This window comes from Caballeronia sp. LZ043 (assembly GCF_031451075.1).
In the GTDB taxonomy this organism is placed as follows: domain Bacteria; phylum Pseudomonadota; class Gammaproteobacteria; order Burkholderiales; family Burkholderiaceae; genus Caballeronia.
The window spans coordinates 594800-609621 of the sequence record NZ_JARUXT010000002.1 but is presented as its reverse complement, the minus strand read 5'-3'; the positions used below and the strand labels follow the sequence as shown (position 1 = coordinate 609621).

Annotated in this window: 16 protein-coding genes; 7 read left to right on the top strand and 9 right to left on the bottom strand. The window is 64.4% G+C overall.

All coding sequences use genetic code 11. From position 1 onward, the window contains the following. The first annotated feature begins 16 nt into the window (after window positions 1-16). The 4 genes from QCE64_RS16205 (at window position 17) to QCE64_RS16190 (ending at window position 2665) form a co-directional block, all read left to right on the top strand. Complete coding sequence (locus QCE64_RS16205; RefSeq protein WP_309932140.1) at window positions 17-667, top strand: DUF1028 domain-containing protein; 651 nt, start codon at window positions 17-19, stop codon at window positions 665-667. Between the two features lie 28 nt (window positions 668-695). Beyond that, a complete protein-coding gene (locus QCE64_RS16200) occupies window positions 696-1304 on the top strand; it encodes a glutathione S-transferase N-terminal domain-containing protein (RefSeq protein WP_310004806.1) in 609 nt (202 codons plus the stop codon). 25 nt (window positions 1305-1329) lie between these two features. Continuing rightward, a complete protein-coding gene (locus QCE64_RS16195) occupies window positions 1330-2097 on the top strand; it encodes a class II aldolase/adducin family protein (protein WP_309921121.1) in 768 nt (255 codons plus the stop codon). Between the two features lie 64 nt (window positions 2098-2161). Continuing rightward, complete coding sequence (locus QCE64_RS16190) at window positions 2162-2665, top strand: flavin reductase family protein (protein WP_310004804.1); 504 nt, start codon at window positions 2162-2164, stop codon at window positions 2663-2665. A 19-nt stretch (window positions 2666-2684) separates the two neighbouring features. Here QCE64_RS16190 and QCE64_RS16185 read toward each other — a convergent pair whose 3' ends face one another. After that, on the bottom strand, window positions 2685-3278 hold the full coding sequence (locus tag QCE64_RS16185; RefSeq protein WP_310004801.1) for a LysE family translocator: 594 nt from the start codon (window positions 3276-3278) through the stop codon (window positions 2685-2687). Between the two features lie 100 nt (window positions 3279-3378). Here QCE64_RS16185 and QCE64_RS16180 point away from each other — a divergent pair, with 100 nt between their 5' ends. Beyond that, complete coding sequence (locus tag QCE64_RS16180; RefSeq protein ID WP_309922885.1) at window positions 3379-4266, top strand: LysR substrate-binding domain-containing protein; 888 nt, start codon at window positions 3379-3381, stop codon at window positions 4264-4266. Between the two features lie 28 nt (window positions 4267-4294). Here the strand turns inward: QCE64_RS16180 and QCE64_RS16175 are convergent, their stop codons facing one another. The 7 genes from QCE64_RS16175 to QCE64_RS16145 all read right to left on the bottom strand — a co-directional run bounded on the left by QCE64_RS16175 (window position 4295) and on the right by QCE64_RS16145 (window position 11697). Next, window positions 4295-5776 (bottom strand): M81 family metallopeptidase, encoded by a 1482-nt coding sequence (locus QCE64_RS16175; RefSeq protein WP_310004799.1) that lies wholly within the window; start codon window positions 5774-5776, stop codon window positions 4295-4297. Continuing rightward, window positions 5773-7035 (bottom strand): Zn-dependent hydrolase, encoded by a 1263-nt coding sequence (locus tag QCE64_RS16170; RefSeq protein WP_310004796.1) that lies wholly within the window; start codon window positions 7033-7035, stop codon window positions 5773-5775. The genes QCE64_RS16175 and QCE64_RS16170 overlap by 4 nt, the downstream gene beginning before the upstream one ends. 37 nt (window positions 7036-7072) lie before the next feature. Then, entirely contained in the window at window positions 7073-7774 is a 702-nt protein-coding gene (locus tag QCE64_RS16165; protein ID WP_309814406.1) for an ABC transporter ATP-binding protein, read from the bottom strand. Beyond that, window positions 7771-8535 (bottom strand): ABC transporter ATP-binding protein, encoded by a 765-nt coding sequence (locus QCE64_RS16160; RefSeq protein WP_309814409.1) that lies wholly within the window; start codon window positions 8533-8535, stop codon window positions 7771-7773. Before QCE64_RS16160 ends, QCE64_RS16165 begins: the two co-directional genes overlap by 4 nt. Next, window positions 8532-9527, bottom strand: a complete 996-nt coding sequence (locus tag QCE64_RS16155; RefSeq protein WP_404987404.1) for a branched-chain amino acid ABC transporter permease — start codon at window positions 9525-9527, stop codon at window positions 8532-8534. Before QCE64_RS16155 ends, QCE64_RS16160 begins: the two co-directional genes overlap by 4 nt. 23 nt (window positions 9528-9550) lie before the next feature. Further along, entirely contained in the window at window positions 9551-10411 is an 861-nt protein-coding gene (locus tag QCE64_RS16150) for a branched-chain amino acid ABC transporter permease (RefSeq protein ID WP_310004792.1), read from the bottom strand. 77 nt (window positions 10412-10488) lie between these two features. Then, window positions 10489-11697 (bottom strand): ABC transporter substrate-binding protein, encoded by a 1209-nt coding sequence (locus tag QCE64_RS16145; protein WP_309921102.1) that lies wholly within the window; start codon window positions 11695-11697, stop codon window positions 10489-10491. A gap of 228 nt (window positions 11698-11925) precedes the next feature. Here QCE64_RS16145 and QCE64_RS16140 point away from each other — a divergent pair, with 228 nt between their 5' ends. Further along, window positions 11926-12762, top strand: coding sequence for an FCD domain-containing protein (locus QCE64_RS16140; protein ID WP_309814420.1), 837 nt, complete (start codon window positions 11926-11928; stop codon window positions 12760-12762). A 17-nt stretch (window positions 12763-12779) separates the two neighbouring features. After that, complete coding sequence (locus QCE64_RS16135) at window positions 12780-13502, top strand: hypothetical protein (protein ID WP_310004790.1); 723 nt, start codon at window positions 12780-12782, stop codon at window positions 13500-13502. Here the strand turns inward: QCE64_RS16135 and QCE64_RS16130 are convergent. Next, a complete protein-coding gene (locus QCE64_RS16130) occupies window positions 13499-14770 on the bottom strand; it encodes a cation:dicarboxylate symporter family transporter (protein ID WP_310004788.1) in 1272 nt (423 codons plus the stop codon). The genes QCE64_RS16135 and QCE64_RS16130 overlap by 4 nt on opposite strands. Between the last annotated feature and the right edge of the window lie 52 nt (window positions 14771-14822).

The following is a 14822-nucleotide window of genomic DNA, read 5'->3' as shown; positions in this document are numbered from 1 at the left end:
CTGAACGCATACCGTCATGACCTTCTCTCTCGTTGCCCGTTGCGCCGAAACCGGCGCCTTCGGGATGATCGTCACTTCGTCGAGCATCTGCGTGGCCAGCCGTTGCGCATGGGTTCGCGCGGGCGTCGGCGCCGTCGCCACGCAGAACCTGACCAATCCGGCGCTCGGCAACATCGGCCTGGATTTGCTCGCGCAGGGCATTCCCGCCGCGAAGGTGCTCGACGCGCTGCAACGCATTGATCCACAACCGGACTATCGCCAGTTGAGCGTCATCGATGCGCGCGGCGAAACCGCCGTGTTCACCGGCGCTGCCGCGCTGCCAACTGTCGCGTCGGCGCGCGGGCTGAACTGCGCCGCGGCCGGCAACCTGCTCGCATCGAGCGACATTCCTGCCGCGATGGTCGCAGCCTTCGAGGCATCGAATGCGCCCTTCGCGGAGCGTCTGCTCGCTGCCGCCGATGCCGGGCTTGCCGCAGGCGGCGAAGTGCGCGCGCTGCGCTCGGCCGGCCTGCTGTGCGCGCATGCCGAGCCCTGGCCTGAAACCGATCTGCGCATCGATTGCGCGGAGACGCCCTTGCGCGCACTGCGTGATCTATGGACCGTCCACGCACCGCTGCGCGACGGTTATGTGAGCCGCGCGCATGCGCCGCAGCTGACCGTCGTCTGAACCTGTTTCGCCACGAGGACAACTTCACATGCAACTGATGTACGCCGCAACATCGCCGTTCGTGCGCAAGGTGGTGATCGTCGCGCACGAACTCGGGCTCGATGCGCGCATCGAGAAAGTCGCCGCCACGGCCAGTCCGGTCAGGCGCAACGACACGCTCGGCGCGCTCAATCCCTTGTGCAAGCTGCCCACGCTCGTCACCGACGACGGCCTCGCGCTGTTCGATTCACGCGTGATCGCCGAGTACCTGTGCGCACAGGCAGCGCCCGAAGCGACCGTGCTGCTGCCCGAGGGCGCGGCGCACTGGACCGTGCGACGCGCCGAAGCGCTCGGCGACGGCCTGCTCGACGCGGCCTTGCTCATCCGCTACGAGGCGGTGCGTCCCGAAGCCTTGCAGTGGGAACAATGGTCTTCCGCGCAATTGCTGAAAGTGACCGCCGCGCTCGATGAAATTGAATGCATGTCGAATGCATTCAATGTGCCCGTCGATCTCGGCCAGATTGCCATTGCGTGCGCGCTGGGCTATCTCGACTTCCGCTTTGAATCACTGGACTGGCGCGCGGGCCGCCCTGCCGCGAGCGCATGGTTCGCGCGCTTCGCGCTTCGTCCGTCGTTCGCCGCGACTCGTCCTGCCTGACCTGCCCGACCAAGGAACCAGAACAATGCTCATCAAAGACCGCCCGCCGCTGCTCGTCCCGATCGAAACCGAAGCCGATGCGCGTCTGCATCTGTGCGCGCTGTATCGTCTGCTCGCTCACTACGGACTCGACGACACCATCTTCACGCACGCCTCGGCCAAGGTGCCGGGCGAAGAGGCCTTCCTCATCAACCCCTACGGCCTGCGCTTCGAGGAAGTGACGCCGGGTGGCCTGCTCAAGGTCGACTACGCCGGCTTCAGCGACGATCCGTCGAACCATCCCGCCAATGCCGCCGGCTACGTGATCCACAGCGCGCTGTTGTCGGCGCGGCCGGATATCGGTTGCGTGGTGCATACGCATACGCGCTCGGGCGTCGCGCTGTCGTGTCTCGAAGACGGTCTGCTGCCGATCAACCAGTTCGCGATCGAGTTCCATGACCGCATCGGCATGCATGAATACGAAGGTCTCGCCTTCAACCTCGACGAAGGCGAACGCCTGCGCCGCGATATCGCGGGCAAGGTGGGGCTGATCCTGCGTAACCATGGCTTGCTCGCCGTGGGTCCGAACATCCCCGCCGCGTTCTACCTGATGTACTACCTGGAGCAGTCCGCCCAGGTGCAGATGGATGTGCTCGCGTCGGGCCGGCCGTTCGTGACGCCGTCGCGGGCGCTGATCGAGAAGACCGTGAGCCAGTTCACCAGCAGCTTCAATCCCGAAGCGGCCGGTCACCGGATGTGGCCTTCGATGCTGCGCTTGCTCGATGAAAAATATCCCGGCTGGCGCGAAGACTGATCCACACACCGCTGAAGGCATGCACGCGGCTCGCCTCCGCTCAAATCACTCGCAGGAGCAGGAATTGCAGGTCACCGATCCGGTCATTGAGTTTCAGAAAGCGATGTCGCTGTTCGCCGCTGGCGTGACGGTCATCACCACGATGAGCGACGGCAAGCCGGCCGGTCTGGTCGCAACATCGGTATGCAGTCTTTCATCGACGCCGCCTTCCATCGTCGTGTGTGTCAACAAGAGCGCGGCCACGCACGACGTGTTGATCCAGGAAGGGAAGCTCGCCGTGAACCTGCTTTCGGTGGAGCATCGCGACGTGGTCGACCGGTTCCGCGACGTGCGCGGCGAAGCCCGCTTCGACACGCATCGGTGGCGCGTGAGCAAGACCGGTTCGCCGATGCTCGACGATGCCGTCGTCGTGCTCGATTGCGAAATCGCCGGGCGGCACGATGGTTTTTCGCATTCAATATTCATCGGCGTGATCCGGGATATTGCATTCACGCAACAGGACGATGCCCCGGCATGCCTGATGTGGCACGGCCGGACCTTCGCGCATTGCAGTCCATTGAGTGCGTGAAGCTCGCAGGCGGATCGGATCAGACCCACGCCGCGACGACGGACGCGCCCAGCATCGCACCCATCGCGAGATTGAGCACGCGCCATTGCAGCGGCGTGCGGAAGACCCGCGCCAGCACGGCGCCGAGCGCACACCACAGCGCAAGCGAGACGCACGCGGCCACGCCGAACGCCACCGCGAGCAGCATCGCGAGGCGGCCGGGACTACTCGCGAGCAACTCGAAGGACGCCGCCGCGCCGACGGTCATCGCCCAGCTCTTCGGATTGAGCCAGAGCAGCATCACGCCGTTGACGAGCGTGACCGGCCGCGCGGGGCCCGCTTGCGCGTTCAGCGGCCCGCTGCGCGCAATGCGCCACGCGAGCCACGACAGGTAGGCGGAGCCGATTGCCTTCACGGCGGTTTGCAACGTAGGCATGGCCAGCAGCATGCCGCCCAGGCCGAGCGCCGCCACCGCCGCAAGCGAAGCGAGGCCGGTCGCGATGCCGAGCATCAGCGGCAGCGAACGCGTGAAGCCAAAGCGTGCGCCCGATGCGGTGGCGAGCGTGGTCGCGCCGCCGGGCGTGACGGTCGCCACGGCGACAAAGAGGCAGAGCGGGAGGATCGAGGCAGTCATTAGCGCAAATCGGGTAATCGATATTTGCACTCTAGCGACCGCCTATGCATCATAAAAGCCAATAATATTGATGCCGTCCATTACCGCGCCTAATGCATCGATGATCCGCAATCTCGACCTCGACCTGATCCGCACGTTCGTGACCGTCGCCGACAGCGGCAGCATGACCGTGGCCGCACATCTCCTGCACATGACGCAGGGCGCCGTCAGCCAGCAGGTGAAGCGTCTGGAAGAGCAACTGGACTGCCCGTTGTTCGTGCGCAAGACGCGCAAGCTGGAGCTGTCGCGCCAGGGCGAACCGTTTCTCGTCAAGGCGCGTCAGCTGTTGAAGCTGAACGACGAGATCTGGGCCGACATGAACGCGCAGCCGTTGCGCGGCAGCCTGCGCGTCGGCGTGCCCTACGACCTCGTGACCCCGCTCGCTCCCGCAATGAAGGCATTCGCTGAAGCCCATCCGCATGTGGATGTGTCGCTGGTCTGCGCGGCCTCGTCCGAAGTCGGCGAGGCACTGGATGCGGGGCGCGTCGATGTGGCGCTGGTCGAAGCCGTCGCAGGCGAAGCCGAGGGCGACGTGATCCGTATCGAACCGCTCGTCTGGGTGACGGGGCGCGACAGCGTCGCGTGGCAGAAGCGGCCACTGCCTCTTTCGATGGTGGATGAACGCTGCGCCTTCCGGCCGCTGGTGCTCGGCGCGCTCGCGGACAAAGGCATCGCGTGGCGCACGGTCTTCGAGAGCGGCAACATCGAGGCGACCGCCGCCACGGTCAGGGCCGGCCTTGCGATTACCGCATGGCTCGCATCCACGGTGCCCGCCGACCTCGAAACGCTCGCGCCGCATCTCGCAGGCTTGCCTTCGCTTCCGCAGTTCGCCATTTGCCTGCGCTTGCCGGCATCGGCCCAGCCTTCAGCGCAGGCCTTCGCGCGCTGTGTGCGGGAAACGATGCCGCAGGAAGTTGCTTCATCAGGGCGGATCGCGAAGATCGCGTGAACATGAAGCCGCGGACGCACGCTGTCGCTCAATACCCCACATCCGCATCCAGCGGAAACACCGGACGCTTCAGATTGACGAACGGGAACAGCGCATAGTCCGAACTCGTCGGTCCGCGACTGTCGCACTCCACCAACCCTCCGGCGATAGGCACGAACACCGGGCGGCAATACATGCGCGACTTGAGAATCAGAAAACGGGCGCCGCGCGGATCGATGCCCACGCTTTCGAACACGCCCAGATCCCACGGTTCATGCGTGCGTTCGGTCAGGAGAATGCGCGCAGCAGGCGTTTCGATGACAGCCGCACGTCCCATGTAGGCGCGCTGTCCCGTGTAAGTCGGGCCGCTGATCACATACTCGCCATCCGTCAGCGCACGAACGATACCCGTCACCTCGAAAGGCGGCTTGCCCCGCGAAGTCACACTCGCCAGCTTGTTGCCGATGCCGAGCGTGACCGTCGCGCCTTCGCCCGCCGCAAACAGCTGTGCCACCGCTTCCGGATCGCACAGCGGCCCGACGACGATGCCTTCGAGTCCCTGCCGCAACGCTTCCTCGAAAGCATCGGTGGTGTCGCACGTGCCGCCTGACATGCAGTTGTCGCCATGATCGAGCAGCAGGACGGGCTTCGTGGCATCGCGCGCAAGCGACGCCCCTTCAGCGATGGATTCCGCAAGCGGCGCGCTGCGATACACGAAGTCTTCGCGCTCATCCCAGATCTGCCGTGCGATACGGTCCGCCACGTCCTGCGCCCTCGCCCGATCGCCGTCCGCCACCACCACCACGCTGATGCACGGCGACGCGATGTCCGCCAGCGAAAAACCCGACAACACCGAAACCGCCAGCACGCCGTCGCGTCCTTCGGCGGCGCGCGCGGCATCGACGGCCCGCTTCATCGCCCCTGCGGCCGTCGAACTCCTGAGCGTGTGGGTCAGGAGCGGCGGCTGCGCCCATGCGATGACAGGCTTTGCCCTCGCATGAACCCGATCGAACACGAGCCGCGCCGCAAGCTCGCCGCTCTCGTACATGTCCACGTGCGGATAGGTCTTGAAGCTCGTGATGACATCGGCGTTGTCGATCATCTTCTGCGTGACGTTCGCATGCAGGTCCAGCGATACCGCAATCGGCGCATGCGGCAGCGCTCGCCGCACGCGTTCGAGCAGATCGCCTTCGCCGTCGGGCGAATTTTCGGCGACCATCGCGCCATGCAGATCGAGCATCACGAGGTCACAGCCTTCGGCGGCATCGACGATGGACTGGCAGATCGCATCGTAAGCCGCGGCATCCACGCGACCGCTCGGATTTGCCGAAGCGGAGATCGGCGTAACGATCTCCGCTTGCGCGCGTTCGGCGGCGTCGATGAATGCGGACATTGCCGTGCGCATGCCCGCGTTCTCGCGATAAGCCTCCGCGCCATAACAGGGACCATCGCGGCCGAAGGCTTCGAGCGGCGTCGGCACCGGCGAGAACGTGTTGGTCTCGTGGTTCATCCGGGCGATGAGGATCTTCATGCGCGCGCTCCTTCAACCGATGCATTCGCTGCCCGCAGCATCGCCTGAAGCAGCACGTTGCAGCCCGCTTCCAGATGATCGGCGCGCGCATCCTCGATTTCGTTGTGGCTGATGCCGTCCTTGCACGGCACGAAGATCATCGCGGCAGGCGCGACGCGTGCGAGATACACGGCGTCATGTCCCGCGCCGCTTACCACGTCCATCGATGTCAGACCGAGCGCACCGGCGCCTTCGCGCACCGCCGCCACCAGCGATGCTTCGAAAGGCTGTGGCGCGAAGTAGACGACTTCGTCTACCGTCACCGGCAAGTCAGCCTGCGCACACAACTCGCGCAGCGCACGGTCCATCGCGTGCAGCGTCGCATCGTCGGGGGCGCGCAGATCGACGGTCAGTTTCACGCGCCCGGGAATCACGTTGCGTGAGTTCGGATGCACATCCACCCAGCCGACCGTGCCGCGCGCATGCGGCGTATGCGTCAGCGCAATACCGTTGACCGCGCGAATCAGGTCCGCCGCGACGAGCAGCGCATCGCGGCGCAGTTCCATCGGCGTCGGGCCGGCGTGCGCTTCCATGCCTTCGATCGTCACGTCGTACCAGCGCTGCCCGAGCGCGCCCTGCACCACGCCGATCACCTTGTCATTCGCCTCGAGCACCGGACCTTGTTCGATATGCGCCTCGAAGTACGCGCCCACCGCATGCGCCGCAATGCGCTCGCCCGCATAACCGATCGCCGCGAGCGCGTCCTTCACCGTCACGCCTTCGCGATCGGCCTGCGCCAGCGCATGTTCCAGCGTGAACGCGCCGGCGAACACACCCGAGCCCATCATCACCGGCACGAAGCGCGAGCCTTCCTCGTTGGTCCAGACCGCGACTTCGAGCGGCGCCTGCGTGCGCACGTCGTTGTCGTTCAGCGTGCGCAGCACTTCGAGGCCCGCGAGCACGCCATAGTTGCCGTCGAACTTGCCGCCGGTCGGTTGCGTATCGATATGACTGCCGGTCATCACGGGCGGAAGATCATCGCGCAATCCCGCGCGGCGCGCGAAGATGTTGCCGATCGCATCCACACGCACCGTGCAGCCCATGTCCTTCGCCGAGGACACGAACAGATCGCGGCCCTGACGGTCCAGGTCCGTGAGCGCCAGACGGCACACGCCGCCCTTCTCCGTCGCGCCGATTTGCGCGAGTTCCATCAGGCTGTTCCAGAGACGCGCACCATCGATGCGCAAGCCGGCGTGCGCCGGCAGATCGTGAGCTTGCATGCCAGGTTTCCTTCGCTGTGTGCTATGTAGGCGGCGCTCAGACGACGCCGACACCGAGATAACGGTCCTTGACGGATTCATCCGCGATGAAATCCGCATTCGTGCCTTCGTAGACGATGCGCCCTTGCTCGATGATGGTGTGCCGATCAGCAAGCTGCGTGCAGACTTCGAGGTTCTGTTCGACCAGCAGAATGGTCACGCCTGCCTGCCGAATCAGCTTCAGTTGCGCGACGATCTCCTCGACGATCACCGGTGCAAGACCTTCCACCGGTTCATCGAGCATCAACAGACGCGGATGATTCATCAGCGCCCGGCCGATGGCGAGCATCTGCTGCTCGCCGCCCGAGAGCTGGCCGCCGCCGTTCGTCCTGCGCTCTTTCAGGCGCGGAAAGATGCGATAGATATCGGCGAGTTGCCACGGCGAATCCTTGCGCGCGCCGAGCCTCAGGTTCTCTTCCACCGACAGCAGCTTGAAGATGCCGCGATGCTCCGGCACGAAACACACGCCGCGCGCCGCGATCTTGTGCGGCGGCAGTTTCTCGAGCTGCGTGCCGTTGAAACTCACGCTGCCTTGCTTCGGCGTCACGACGCCCGCGATGCTCTTGAGCGTCGTCGATTTGCCCGCGCCGTTGCGGCCCAGCAGCGTGACCGTCTCGCCCTCGGCAATCTTCAGCGTCACGCCTTGCAGGATATGGCTCTTGCCGTAGTAGCCATGAAGGTTCTGGACCTCGAGCATCATGCGCGGCCTCCGGTGATCATGTTGCCGAGATAGGCGCTGCGCACGCGCGGGTCGCCGCGAATCTCGGCGGGCTTGCCTTCCACCAGCACGCGGCCCTGCTGCATCACCGTAATCGTGTCCGAGATGTCCATCACGATGTCCATGTTGTGCTCGATCAGCACCACCGTGTAGTCGTCGCGCAGGCTGCGGATCAGGTGCTTCATGTCGTCGAGATCGTCGATACCCATGCCTGACGTCGGCTCGTCGAGGAAGATGGCCTTCGGGCGCGCGGCCAGCGCCATGCCCACTTCCAGACGGCGCTGCTGGCCATGCGACAGCACACCGGCCTGCGTCTGCGCGAACCGTTGCAGCGCCAGACGTTCGAGAATGCCGTCCACCGTGTCGCGATGTTCGAGCGCGCCGCGCGGCGGCGTCCAGGCGTTGAGCGCGCGCTTCGAATCGACGCCCTGTGCGGCGAGCCGCAAGTTCTCGCGCACCGGCAGATTCGTGAACAGGCTCGTCACCTGGAACGAGCGCGCGATGCCGCGCTTCACGCGCCGGTGATCCGGCTCGCGCGTCACGTCATGTCCGTCGAACACGATCTGCCCCGCGCTGCTCGGCACGGTGCCGGTGAGCACGTGGAACAGCGTGGTCTTGCCCGCGCCGTTCGGACCGATCACCGAATGCACGGTGTTCTTGGCGATGCTCAGGTTCACATCGGTAAGCGCCGCGAACTTGCCATAGCGCTTGCCTAAGTCTTTTGCCTCCAGTAACACGCTCATGCTGGCTCTCCCCCTTCACGCTTCACCGCGCGCCAGATGCGCTCGCCCAAGCCCCACAGGCCGCGCTGCATGAACAGGCTCACGGCGATCAGCACGAGGCCCAGCAACAGCAGCCAGCGCGGCCATAGCGTGGCGAGCCAGTCGGCGAACAACACATAGAAGGCTGCGCCCAGCACCGAAGAAAACAGATTGCCCGTCCCGCCGATCACCGTCATCACGAGGATCATCTCGCTCGTGTGATAGTCGATGTTGGACAGCGGCGCAATGCCGGTCATCAACGCGTGCAGCGCGCCGGCCAGCCCCGTGACCGCACCCGACACGACGAACGCCGCGAGCTTGAAGCGCTTCACGTCGTAGCCCACGGCGGCGGCGCGCGCTTCGTTGTCGCGGATCGCGAGCAGCGTGCGGCCGAACACCGAGTGCGACACGCGCAGCATGACCCAGAACGCGATCAGGAACAGCACCGCGACGAACGCGTAGTACTGCCACGGCGACGCGATGGACACGAGCGGATGCCCGAGAACCGACAGCGCGGGACGCGGAATGTCGAGCAGGCCGTTGTCGCCGCCGGTAAGATCGGGCGTCGTGTAGGCGAGGAAGTAGAACATCTGCCCGAACGCCAGCGTGAGCATCACGAAGTACGCGCCGCGCTGACGAATGGAGAACCATCCGACCACCGCCGCCGCCACGGCGCCCACCACGATGGCGCCAAGCAGCGCAGCGGGAACCTGGAGTCCGGCTTTCGTCAGGCTCAGCCCAGCGCTATAGCTGCCGAGGCCGAAGAAGATGCCCTGCCCGAACGAGAGCAACCCGGTATGTCCCAGCAGCAGGTTGCAGCCAAGCGCCGCGAGCGCGAAGACCAGTACTTCCGTCGCGAGCGATCCGGAGCGGATGGTCAGCGGCAGGATGCAGACGACCACGGCCGCGAGCAGAAGAAAGCGATAGCGGTGCAGCGCATGCCGCGGGGAAGGTCGTGACTCGCTCACGTTCAGCGCCTCCGATGTCGGTTTGGAATTCACGCGGCCCTCCCGAGCAATCCGTTCGGACGCAGCAACAGCACCGCCGCCATGGCGACATAGATCATGAGACGCGCGCCTTCGGGCCACAGCGTGCTCATCACGCTCTGCACGATGCCCACCAGCAGTCCGCCGACGAGCGCCCCCAGAAAATTGCCCATGCCGCCCACCACCACGACGACGAAGGCCACGCCGAGCGCTTCGATGCCCATGAAGGGATCGACGCCGCGAATCGGCGCCGCCAGCACGCCGGCGAGCGCCGCAGTGCCCGCGCCCAGGGCGAACACGAGACTGAAGATGCGCGTCACGTTGATGCCGAGCAGCGACACCATCTCGCTCGATTCACTGCCCGCGCGCACCGCGCTGCCAAGCCGCGTGCCTTCGAGCACCCACCAGAGCAGCGCCGCGAGCACGGCCGTGAACGCGATCACGAAGAGCCGGTACTTCGGGTAGATGAAGCTGCCCCAGATCACCACGCCGTTGAGGATGTCCGGCACGGCCACGTTGTCGCCGATCGGCCCCCACGCGATGATCGAACACTCCTGGATCACGAGCGCGAGTCCGACCGTCGCGAGAATATGAAACTCATGCTGTTGCGCGTAGACGTGCCGCAGCACGACCTTCTCGACGACCCACGCCAGCGCGCCCACGATCACGGGCACGATGACGAGCGCGGTCCAGAAGTTCATCGACCATTGCATGGCCTGATAACAGAAATACGCGCCCAGCAGATAGAACGCGCCGTGGGCGAAGTTCACGAAGCGCAACAGCCCGAACACGATCGACAAGCCGACCGCGAGCAGAAAGTACAGCATGCCCACGCCGATGCCGTTCACGACCTGCAACAGATAAACGTTCATGGCCTTGCGTCAGAAGAGTGACGGAGCGAATGCGGGCCGCGCCTGCATTCGCCTGGAAGACACACACGCCACGCGCTTTACGCGAGCTTGCACTGCGTCTTGTCGAGCGGCAGGAATGACTGGCCGGAGCTGACGATATCCGCGTAATCGTCCTTGTCCTTCATCTTGCCCTTGGCCTTGCCCTTCAGAAGATAGTAGTTCTTCAACACCTGATGGTCGCCCGCGCGGATCTCTTCGGGACCCGTCAGCCCGGCGTACTTCATCCCTTCGAGCGCCGCGATCACCTTCTTCGGATCCGCACTGCCCGCCTTCACGATGCCGTCCAGCAGGATCTTCGTGCAGATATACGAGCCGGCGAGGCTGTAGTTCGGGTTCGACTTGTAAGCCGCGTTCACGCGCTTGACGAGGTCATGATTCAGCGGCGAGTCGATCGCATGCCAGTACTGTGCGCCGAAGTACACGCCTTCGCAGATGTCCGGGCCGAGCGCTTCGAACTGTTCGAGGCCCGATGCCCACGCCATCAGGATCGTGCAGTTGTTCTTCATGCCGAAGCTCACGGCCTGCCGCAGCGTATCCGACGATTGCGAGCCGAAGTTCAGGATCAGCAGCACATCGGGCTTGGCCGCAACGGCGTTCGTCAGATAGCCGCTGAACTCCTTTTCGTTGAGCGAGTGATAGCTGTTGCCCACGTGCTCGATGCCCTTTTCCTTGAAGATGTTCTTCGCGGCGGACAAGAGGCCGTCGCCGAACACGTATTGCGGCGTGATCGTGTACCAGCGCTTCGCGTTGGGCATCGTCTGGATCAGCGGCCGCACGGTCTGTTCGATGGCGCCGAAGGTCGGCACGGACCAGCGGAAGGTGGCGCTGTTGCAGTCCTTGCCGGTGAGTTCGTCCGCGCCCGCCGTCGTGATGAAGATGCCGCCGGCCTTCTCGGCTTCCTTGCCCATGGCGAGCGCCTCGGACGAGAGAATGCCGCCCGCGAAGAAATGCGCGTTCTTCTGCTGCGCGATTTCCTGAACGCGCCGCACCGCGGTTGCGGGTTTTCCCTCGGTATCGAGCGTCGTGTAGGCGAGCGGCTGGCCGAGCACCTTGCCATATTGTTCGATGGCGAGCTTCATGCCGAGGTCGGCGTACTTGCCGTTGGCCGCGAAGGGGCCGGACATCGGCACCGGACAGGCGAACTGGAGCGGCGACCCCTGCGCCAGCGCGCTTCTTGATACGAGCGCTTCGAACGATCCAGGAATGGCCGTCAGCGCGGCCAGCTTCAACATGTTTCGGCGATTCAAAATTGACGCTCCTTGAGAGATGACCTTCGCGACCGCCGCGCTTTTTTTCGTGATACGTTCAGGCATCGGCTGGCTTCATCCTATTTATCATGATAAATAGGATGAAGCTGATGCTAGGAACAATAAATTCGGGTGTCAATAAGGCAATATTCCGGTCTGCGCGAAAGCGCATGCGAATGAAGGTGCCCTGGACAGGTTGAACGGCCGGCGAGTCGAGAGGAGCAAGGAATGGTGATGGAGCGTGCCAAGCGCGCCGGCGCGGGAATCGAGCTCGCGCGGCAATCGATCAAGCAGCCCAAGCGCGCGGACCTGGTCGCCGAGGAAATCAAGCGGCTGATCACGGAGAAGGACCTGAAGCCCGGCGACAAGCTGCCGCGCGAAGTGGAATTGCAGCAGCTCTTCACGGTGAGCAAGAGCACGATTCGCGAGGCGCTCAAGTCGCTCGAAGTGCAAGGGCTCATCAAGGTGACGACGGGGCCGTCGGGCGGCGGGACCATCGTCGAGGTGCCGCTCGACCGCACCTTGCAGTTGCTGCAGAACTATCTGTTCTTCAAGGACGTGACCATCGACGACATCTACACCGTGCGCCAGTTGCTCGAACCCGAACTGGCGGCCGGTGCGGTGCCGCATCTCACCGAAGAAGACTTCGCGGCGCTCGAAAGCAATATCGCCTGTTGCGACGAGCCGTCGTCGGCGCTGGCGGGAAAGGATATCGTCAGGCAGCGTCAGGAAGACGTGAACTTCCACGACATCCTCGCCGCCGCGAATCCGAATCCGTTCCTGCGCTTCAGTTGCGAGCTGATCAACGAAATGATCCGCCAGTTGATCGAATATCGGAACGATACGCCGCAGGCCGAACATGAACGCTTCGGGCGCGCCAACGTGAAGATTCATAAGGCGATCACCGAAGCGGCGCGCGCGCGGGACGCCGAAAAGGTCCGCGAGCTGATGGTGATTCACATGACGGAAGCACCGCGATACGTGAAGCGCATGAAGGGCAAGCTGCGCGGGCGGCTGATCCTCGATTCCGAAATCCGCAAGCGCATGCGTGCGCGCAGCGAGTGATCCAGGAGCGACATGCCATGCCCGGCGAACTGACTTCCTTCTTCTGGAGCGGCGACACGTTGCGCAGCCGCTCGGTCAGCCGCATCGTGCTGTCGGATACGCTCGACGTGCCCGCGCCTTCGGCGCGCGTGCTCGCGGACTGGCAACGGGAAATAACGTCCCAACTGGATCTGGAAGCCGGCGACGTCGAACCGATGTCCCTCGCGCGCACCCAGGCGCGCTGGCCGGATTATCGCCACTGCGTGCAGGCCATGGTTGCGTGGACGGATGCGCTCGGATTGCCCGGTGCGCTGGCTTCGAGCGACGTGGCGCTGATGGCATGCCGTGGCGCACGCTATCACCATGACGGCGCGCAGTACGGCGGCGCGGCGTTCTGCAATCTGTTCTTGAGCGAGGACAAGGGACTGGATGTGCATTTCCCGCTCACGGGCCAGCGCATTCCATTGGTGCGCGGAACCGCCATGATCTTCGATACGGGGCAGCCGCATGCGGTCATCCCGCGTGGCAGCAGCGGCTTCTGCGAAGCGGACTTCGCGCCGGATCAGGACCTCACCCAAGTGTTCCTGACCTGGGAGCTTCCCGTCGAAGATGCACGTATCGCGCAAGCCCTGAACGTGGCCTTCGATACAGCCCCCGCCACCGCCCTCCACCTCGATGACGAACAAGTGTGGGTGGATGGTGCGCCTGCCAGCTTGTGTCCGGACACAGGGAGTTGGAAGCCAGTCGGCCAGCCCGGCTAACGCGTCACCGCCTTCGGCCGCATCCCAAGCGTCTCGCGCATGCACACGTCATCGCGCTGACGCTCCCAGTGCGCGACCGCCACCGTCGCCACTGCATTGCCGATCATGTTGGTCGTCGCGCGAATCTCCGCGATGAAGCGATCGACGCCCAGCACGATCGCCGCGCCTTCAATCGGAATGTGCTTGAACGCGGCAAGCGTCGCGAGCAGGCAGATGAAGCTCGCGCCGGCCACGCCCGCCATGCCGCGCGAGGTCAGCATCGAGATGCCCACCAGCACCGCCTGTTCCGCCACGGATAATTGAATGCCGAATGCCTGTGCAATGAATACCGCGCAGATCACCTGCGCGACGCAGGTTCCGGCGAGATTGAAGGTGTAGCCCATCGGCATGACGATGCCGACCACGCCAGTCGGACAGCCCAGCGCTTCGAGCTTCTTCACGAGCTGCGGGAACGCGGCTTCCGATGACACCGTCGCGATCACCAGCAGGATCTCGCCGCGAATGTATTTGAGCAGACGCCAGAGACTCACGTCGCACATCAGGCAGATGCCGCCGAGAATCAGCACGATATACGCGAGCGTCGCGACATACACGGTGACGAGCAGCTTCAGCAGCGAGTTCATCGTGCCGAAGCCGAACTTGCCCACCGCATACGCCATCGCGCCGAACGCACCGATGGGCGCAAGCCGCATCACGATGCGCACGATGCCGAACAGCGCACTGCCGACGCCTTCGAAGAACTTGTAGGCCGTCTCGCCGGTCTTGCCCGCATGAGACAGGCCGATCGCGAAGAGCGTCGAGAACAGCACGACCTGGAGCATGTCGGCGTTGGCGAATGCCGATACCGCACTGTCCGGAATGATGCCCAGCAGGAAGCCCATGATGCCGCCCGATGCATGCATCGAGTGTTCATAGCCGTTGAGCACGCTCGCGTCGATGGAACTGGGCGTCAGGTTCAGGCCCGCACCGGGCTGGATCGTATTGACTGCCCAGAGCCCGAACAGCAGCGCAAGGGTCGTCGTGAGTTCGAACAGGATGATCGACTTCCCGCCGATCCGCCCGAGCGCGCCCGCACCGCCCATCTCCTTCGCGCCGAGCACGATGGTCACGAAGATCAGCGGCGCGGTCACCATCTTCACCAGCTTGATGAACGCCGTGCTCAGTGGCGCCACGCTCTGCCCCGCATGCGGGAAGTAATGGCCGAGCAACGCGCCGGCGACGATTGCGATGAGAACCTGCACGTAAATCTGACGAAAGATCTTGCGCATGCTTGTCTCCGGGGCGTCTTGAAGGCGCCTGTTCGGGTATCGCGAGGGAAGG

Bases quoted from the DNA above. Each gene is read 5' to 3' on its own strand.
- QCE64_RS16185 (WP_310004801.1), bottom strand. From the start codon at position 3,278: ATGACTGCCTCGATCCTCCCGCTCTGCCTCTTTGTCGCCGTGGCGACC.
- QCE64_RS16140 (WP_309814420.1), top strand. From the start codon at position 11,926: ATGGTGATGGAGCGTGCCAAGCGCGCCGGCGCGGGAATCGAGCTCGCG.
- QCE64_RS16130 (WP_310004788.1), bottom strand. From the start codon at position 14,770: ATGCGCAAGATCTTTCGTCAGATTTACGTGCAGGTTCTCATCGCAATC.
- QCE64_RS16175 (WP_310004799.1), bottom strand. From the start codon at position 5,776: ATGAAGATCCTCATCGCCCGGATGAACCACGAGACCAACACGTTCTCG.
- QCE64_RS16180 (WP_309922885.1), top strand. From the start codon at position 3,379: ATGATCCGCAATCTCGACCTCGACCTGATCCGCACGTTCGTGACCGTC.
- QCE64_RS16195 (WP_309921121.1), top strand. From the start codon at position 1,330: ATGCTCATCAAAGACCGCCCGCCGCTGCTCGTCCCGATCGAAACCGAA.
- QCE64_RS16150 (WP_310004792.1), bottom strand. From the start codon at position 10,411: ATGAACGTTTATCTGTTGCAGGTCGTGAACGGCATCGGCGTGGGCATG.
- QCE64_RS16170 (WP_310004796.1), bottom strand. From the start codon at position 7,035: ATGCAAGCTCACGATCTGCCGGCGCACGCCGGCTTGCGCATCGATGGT.
- QCE64_RS16165 (WP_309814406.1), bottom strand. From the start codon at position 7,774: ATGATGCTCGAGGTCCAGAACCTTCATGGCTACTACGGCAAGAGCCAT.
- QCE64_RS16160 (WP_309814409.1), bottom strand. From the start codon at position 8,535: ATGAGCGTGTTACTGGAGGCAAAAGACTTAGGCAAGCGCTATGGCAAG.
- QCE64_RS16200 (WP_310004806.1), top strand. From the start codon at position 696: ATGCAACTGATGTACGCCGCAACATCGCCGTTCGTGCGCAAGGTGGTG.
- QCE64_RS16135 (WP_310004790.1), top strand. From the start codon at position 12,780: ATGCCCGGCGAACTGACTTCCTTCTTCTGGAGCGGCGACACGTTGCGC.
- QCE64_RS16205 (WP_309932140.1), top strand. From the start codon at position 17: ATGACCTTCTCTCTCGTTGCCCGTTGCGCCGAAACCGGCGCCTTCGGG.